General features: G+C 68.7%; 5 protein-coding genes and 2 pseudogenes. 4 read left to right on the top strand and 3 right to left on the bottom strand.

The features are described from left to right. Positions 1 to 93 (bottom strand): annotated as a pseudogene (locus tag ACWELQ_RS35365) (AAA family ATPase); the annotation flags it as partial. On the opposite strand from ACWELQ_RS35365, the pseudogene ACWELQ_RS35370 reads away from it, so the two are divergent. From ACWELQ_RS35370 to ACWELQ_RS35385, 4 genes and pseudogenes are all read left to right on the top strand, one after another. Then, positions 76 to 1,485, top strand: a pseudogene (locus ACWELQ_RS35370) ([protein-PII] uridylyltransferase); the annotation flags it as partial. The pseudogenes ACWELQ_RS35365 and ACWELQ_RS35370 sit on opposite strands and share 18 nt — an antisense overlap. Positions 1,486 to 1,667: 182 nt before the next feature. Further along, positions 1,668 to 1,976 (top strand): hypothetical protein, encoded by a 309-nt coding sequence (locus ACWELQ_RS35375; protein ID WP_452401367.1) that lies wholly within the window; start codon positions 1,668 to 1,670, stop codon positions 1,974 to 1,976. Between the two features lie 51 nt (positions 1,977 to 2,027). Further along, entirely contained in the window at positions 2,028 to 3,590 is a 1,563-nt protein-coding gene (gene ffh / locus ACWELQ_RS35380) for a signal recognition particle protein (RefSeq protein WP_452401368.1), read from the top strand. Between the two features lie 362 nt (positions 3,591 to 3,952). Beyond that, entirely contained in the window at positions 3,953 to 4,264 is a 312-nt protein-coding gene (locus ACWELQ_RS35385; RefSeq protein ID WP_452401369.1) for a hypothetical protein, read from the top strand. Here the strand turns inward: ACWELQ_RS35385 and ACWELQ_RS35390 are convergent. Both ACWELQ_RS35390 and ACWELQ_RS35395 read right to left on the bottom strand, forming a co-directional pair. Continuing rightward, positions 4,256 to 4,609: a hypothetical protein gene (locus ACWELQ_RS35390; RefSeq protein WP_452401370.1), complete on the bottom strand. Its 354-nt coding sequence runs from the start codon at positions 4,607 to 4,609 to the stop codon at positions 4,256 to 4,258. The genes ACWELQ_RS35385 and ACWELQ_RS35390 overlap by 9 nt on opposite strands. Before the next feature lie 240 nt (positions 4,610 to 4,849). Beyond that, the gene (locus tag ACWELQ_RS35395) at positions 4,850 to 5,971 is read right to left on the bottom strand and encodes an aminotransferase-like domain-containing protein (RefSeq protein WP_452401371.1); all 1,122 of its coding nucleotides are present in this window, start codon (positions 5,969 to 5,971) and stop codon (positions 4,850 to 4,852) included. Between the last annotated feature and the right edge of the window lie 94 nt (positions 5,972 to 6,065).

Below are 6,065 nucleotides of genomic sequence, written 5' to 3' on the forward strand. Positions count from 1 at the left end.
CACCACGAAGGGATCCGGCAGCGGCTGCGGCACGCCGTCCACCGAAACCTGGCGCTCCTCCATGGATTCCAGCAGCGCCGACTGCGTCTTCGGGGCGATCCCGGGCTGGTGCTGCGGGTGGCCTCGGCGTCGGCGCTGACCGGGCTGCCGATGTCGGCCACCACGCTCAACCGGCTCGGTGAGGACGCGCCCGAGCTACGCGAGCCGTGGCCCAAGGAGGCGCTCAACGACCTGCTGGTGCTGTTGGGCGCGGGCCGCGGCACCGTCGACGCCATCGAGGCCCTGGACCGGACGGGCCTGTGGGGCAGGCTGTTTCCGGAATGGGGCGTGGTGCGCGACCTGCCGCCGCGCGACGCCATGCACACCTGGACCGTCGACCGTCACCTGATGGAGACGGTCGCGCAGGCCGGGGCGCTGTCCACCCGCGTCGCCCGCCCGGACCTGCTGCTGCTGGGTGCGCTGCTGCACGATATCGGCAAGGGCCGCACCGAGGATCACAGCGTCGTCGGCGCGGAACTGGCCGCCTCCATCGGAAAACGGCTGGGGCTGTGGCCTTCCGACGTCACCACGCTCGCGGCCATGGTGCGCTGGCATCTGCTGCTGCCCGACACCGCCACGCGCCGCGACATCACCGACTCCGACACCGTGAAGATGGTGATCGACGCCCTCGACGGCGATCCCAACCTTCTCGACCTGCTGGCGGCGCTGTCCGAGGCCGATGCCCTGGCCACCGGGCCCGGCGTCTGGAACGACTGGAAGGCCTCGCTCATCGGCGAATTGGTGCGCAACTGCCGCCGCGCCATGGCCGGGGAGGAGATGCCCGAGCCGGTGCCGATCCCGGACGAACTGCGCGCGCGGGCGGAAGCCGGTGGCGTGCACGTGGATCTGCGGCCGGGGGAGGGCCGCTACCACCACGTCGTCACCGTCGTCGCGCCCGACAATCCGGGACTGCTCTCGGAGGCGGCGGGCGTGCTGGCGGTGCATTCGCTGCGGGTGCTGTCGGCCGAACTGGCCAGTGTGGGTGCTTCAGCCATCGACACCTTCGTGGTGGCGCCGCGTTTCGGTGATCCGCCGGACCCGGGCCTGCTGCGTCAGGAGCTGATCCGGGCCATCAACGGCGATCTGGATCTGGCGTCGGTGCTGGCCCGCAAGGAGCGCGATGCCGGTGGGACGCAGCCGAGTCCGTTCGCGCAGGCGCAGCCGCGGGTGTTCTGGCACGAGACGTCCGAGCCCGGCCGGGTGCTGCTGGAGTTGCGTGCCGAGGACCGGATCGGGCTGTTGAGCCGGTTGGCCGCCGCGCTGGCCGAATCGGGGGTGAATGTGAGCTGGGCGAAGGTGGTGACCATGGGTTCGGCGGTCATCGACTCGTTCTTCCTGGATCTCGGGGCCACCGACACGCCGGAGCGGCGGGCGGAGATCGAGGCGGCGCTGCTGGCGGTGGTGCCGCCGCAACAACCGAAGAAACCTCTCGAATCGGACAGTTGAATCGGTTCTTCCAGCCATTTTCTGATCAGTCGCCAGGGGACTGAATTAACTGGCAAACCGCGCGTTTGCCAGTTAATCAGAATGTTGCAGGCAATTTGCTGTAATACCGATCAGGTGACCGGAGTCACACCCTAGTATTCGCGTGCAGGTGTCGAGCTGTGGCGAGCGAGGGGAGCAGGTCGGTGGCAATCGAAGTCGTCTCCGCGTCGATGATGACGAGTGATTTGACCTCACACATCGCCCGCTGCGTCGGCGGCGACCGCTGGGTGGTCTCCTGGCTCCCGGGCCGCACCCTCACCGGTCAGCAGGCGGTGACCGCCATGACCATCGCCGCCACCGTCACCGAGCACACCCCCACCGACGTCGAATGGGCGATGCTGGACGGACTCGCCCTGGAGCTCGGGCTCACCGCCCGCGAGGCCGTCGGCATGGTCGCCACCGAGAAGCACGACCTGCGGCGTCCGGGGCCACGGCCACGCTCACTCGAATAGCCCACTACCCTGGTATCTCGAGTGACAGTCCCTCGAGATGTAGGAGCATCGGTGTTCGAATCCCTTTCCGACCGGTTGGCCGGTGCCCTCAAGGATCTGCGTGGCAAGGGACGCCTGTCGCCGGCCGACATCGACGCGACCGCCCGTGAGATCCGCCTGGCCCTGCTCGAAGCCGACGTGGCGCTGCCCGTCGTGCGCACCTTCATCGCCAAGATCAAGGAACGCGCCAAGGGCGCGGAGGTCTCCGCGGCGCTGAACCCGGCCCAGCAGGTCGTCAAGATCGTCAACGAGGAACTCATCAATATCCTCGGCGGCGAGACCCGGCGGCTGCGGCTGGCCAAGAACCCGCCGACCGTCATCATGCTGGCCGGTCTGCAGGGTGCCGGTAAGACCACCCTCGCGGGCAAGCTCGCCAAATGGCTGAAGGGGCAAGGGCATACGCCGCTGCTGGTGGCCTGTGACCTCCAGCGGCCCGGTGCCGTGACCCAGCTGCAGGTGGTCGGCGAGCGCGCGGGCGTCGCGGTGTTCGCGCCGCACCCGGGCACCTCCATCGGCGGCGGCGACAACCCGCTGGGCATCTCGGCCTCGGACCCGGTCGACGTCGCGCGCAACGGTATCGAAGAAGCCAAGACCAAGCAGTACGACGTGGTCATCGTCGACACCGCCGGTCGCCTCGGCATCGACGAGGAGCTCATGCGGCAGGCCGCGGGCATCCGCGACGCCGTCAACCCGGACGAGACCCTCTTCGTCCTCGACGCCATGATCGGTCAGGACGCGGTCTCCACCGCCGAGGCCTTCCGCGACGGCGTCGGCTTCACCGGTGTCGTGCTCACCAAGCTCGACGGTGACGCCCGCGGTGGCGCGGCGCTGTCGGTGCGTGAGATCACCGGCCAGCCCATCCTTTTCGCCTCCACCGGTGAGAAGCTGGAAGACTTCGACGTCTTCCACCCCGACCGCATGGCCTCGCGCATCCTCGGCATGGGCGACCTGCTCACCCTGATCGAGCAGGCCGAACAGGTCTACGACGCGCAGCAGGCCGAGGAGGCCGCCCGCAAGATCGGCTCCGGCGAGCTGACTTTGGAGGACTTCCTCGAGCAGATGCTGGCCATCCGCAAGATGGGCCCCATCGGCAACCTGCTCGGCATGCTCCCCGGCGCGGGCCAGATGAAGGACGTCCTCGCCCAGGTCGACGACAAGCAGCTCGACCGCGTGCAGGCCATCATCCGCGGCATGACCCCCGCCGAGCGCGCGAACCCCAAGATCATCAACGCCTCCCGCCGCCTCCGCATCGCCAACGGCTCCGGCGTCCAGGTCTCCGACGTCAACCAGCTCGTCGACCGCTTCTTCGAAGCCAAGAAGATGATGGGCGCCATGTCCCGCCAATTCGGCATGCCCGGCGCCCGCGCCAACAAGGGCAAAGGCAAAGGCAAAAAGGGCAAAAAGGGCGGCCGCGGCCCCACCCCGCCGAAGGCGGCCCGCGCCGGCTTCCCAGGCTTCCCCGGCGGCCTCCCCGCCGGCATGCCCGACATCTCCAACCTCCCCGCCGGCCTCAACGAACTCCCGCCCGGCCTCGAAGGTTTCGACCTCTCGAAGCTGAACTTCCCCAAGAACTGAGCTGGATACGCCCGAGGCGGACGCGAATTCGCGTCCGCCTCGGGCGTTTTCGGGTTCAATGCCCGGTCATCCGCTGCCACCAGTGCCGAATCCCTTTTCCGGCAGGCTGTTGCGGCGGGGTCGGGCTCCGCCGCCGCCGTGGCATGGTGTACGGCGTTGGGCTCAGTCGTGCTGAGGTGACGGGGCCCGGCGTCGTAACGGGTTGCGCTCGTGGGGGGTTTGGCCGTGGCCGGTTGATAGCGATGTGCCAGGTAGGCAGGGACCGTGGCACCGGCGGCGACCAGAGCCTCCGTTATCTCAGGCGCGCGGCCGTTGAGGGCATTCGCGATCGGCGTCGCGTCGCGTTCCGAGCAGAACGAGGTATGCACCCCGGGCGGTTCCATGGTGCCGATATTGGGATTCGTTCCGAGCGAGAGCTGTTCGAGCACGGCGGCGAGATCGCCGTCCTGCGCGGCCCGGATAAGGCACGCTTCGGAGGAGGCGGCGGGTTCGGCCCGGAAGCCGAGCGGATACTCGTCCTCGACCTGCTGTGCGAAGTCGTACCAATCTCCGCCGTAGCTCAATACCGCCGGATCGTCCGGATAAACTTCATCGCCATAGCCTTCGCGCGCGGGTGGCAGGCCCGGATGCCGGAAATAATCCCAGCAGTGGAATTTGTCCCAGGCCTACAGTAATTGGCCGTTCCGAAACGGTGCCCACGGCAGAGACGCCCAGAGTTCCGGGGCGAGCACTTCACGCAATCGCAGGAACTGGTAGTACTCGTTGTCCCACACGTAGAGATTGGTCGGACTCATGTCGCCGGTCTCGCCCAGTGCGACGATCTCCCCGCCGTAAGCGATCGCCACGGTATCCGGAGCCTCGTACCCGCTCGTGTGATGCCCGTGCTTCCCGTCCTCCGCACTCGGGAAGGTGATCGTCGTCCAGTCGTCGAAAAGCCATTCCCCGTCGTCCGGGTCCTGTGACACCTCACCGACCAGCGTGCGTCCCCATTCGACCGGAAATTCCTCATCCACTCTCACCGGCCGAGATTAACTGCCGAGGGGACGCCGGGCGGTCGGGGCGGTTGTCGTCAGAAAAGGGGCGGGAGGAAGGTCGGCCAGAAGGGTCTGATTACATCGCGGATTCGTTCGAAGCCGAAGTAGGGAAAGCCGCTCGAGCTGCCCATTGCTCTGTCCTTTCGGTGCTGTCGAAGTCGTCGGAGAAGACGATCACCCCAGGCTAGGTAGGGAATTGGCGGGAGATATGGGGCGCTGGACCAGTCACCGGGCGCGGGTGCTCGTCTCCCAGGACAGGGTCCGCACGAGGGCGTCGAGGGCGGCTGGGTAGGTGCTGTCGGAGGGGGCGGCGAAGCCTACGACGATGCCCTGGGGGCGGGTGGGTTCGGTGGGCGGGGAGAGCCATAGGCCGGATAGGCCCATGATGTCGAGGCCGTAATCGGCTGCGCGGGAGAGGACTTCGGTCTCGGTCAGGCCCGCGGGTTCGAGGCGGATGAGGGCGTGTAGACCGGCGGCTATGCCGGTGAGGCCGAAGCCTGCCAGTGGGCGGCCCGCGCGGGGAGTGAGGCGGTCGGCGAGGAGGTCGCGGCGGCGGCGGTAGCGCAGGCGGGAGGCGCGGATGTGGCGGTCGTAGGCGTGGGAGGTGATCATTTCGGCGAGGGTGAGCTGGCCGAGGGTCTCGGAGTGGTTGTCGGCGAGGCGTTTCGCGTCCGCGATCGGCTCGACCAGGTGTGGCGGCAGCACCATCCAGGCCAGGCGCAGGCCGGGGCCGAGGGTCTTGGACGCGGTGCCGAGGTAGACGACGTGGTCGGGGGCGATGCCCTGGATGGCGCCGACCGGCTGCCGGTCGTAGCGGAACTCGCCGTCGTAATCGTCTTCCACCACCAGATGTCCGGCGCAGGCCCAGTCGGCCAGTTGCTGCCGCCGCGGCGGGCTCAGGGTGGAGCCGATGGGGAACTGGTGGCTGGGCGTGACGACCACCGCCCCAACGGTTTTCAGGTCGCCGCGGGTGAGCAGGTCCACGCGCGCCCCCTCGTCGTCGACCGGCAGCGGCGTCACGGCCAGGCCGCCCGCCCGCACTGTGTCGTGGAAGGACGGGATGTAGGGGTCTTCCATGGCGACGGTGGTCGTGCCGGACGCCGACAGCACCGTGGCCAGCAGTGCCAGCGCCTGCTGCGCGCCCGTGGTGATGACGATCTGCTCCGGGGTGGCCAGCACACCGCGAGTGCGGCCCAGGTAATCGGCCAGCGCGGAACGCAATTCGATCCGGCCGCGCGGATCGCCGTAGCCGAACGCCTCCGCGGGCGCGCTGTCGAGGGCCTTGCGGGCGGCGCGCAGCCAGGCGGCGGTGGGGAAGCGGTTGACGTCGGGACTGCCCGCGCGCAGGTTGTGCCGCGGCGCCGCTCGCGCAGCTGCTCGGACGCCTTCTTCTCGTCCTCGGTCTCCAGGTCGACCTCGCCCTTGGCGATCGAGACGATCG

The sequence above is a fragment of the Nocardia sp. NPDC004722 genome, from assembly GCF_053601505.1.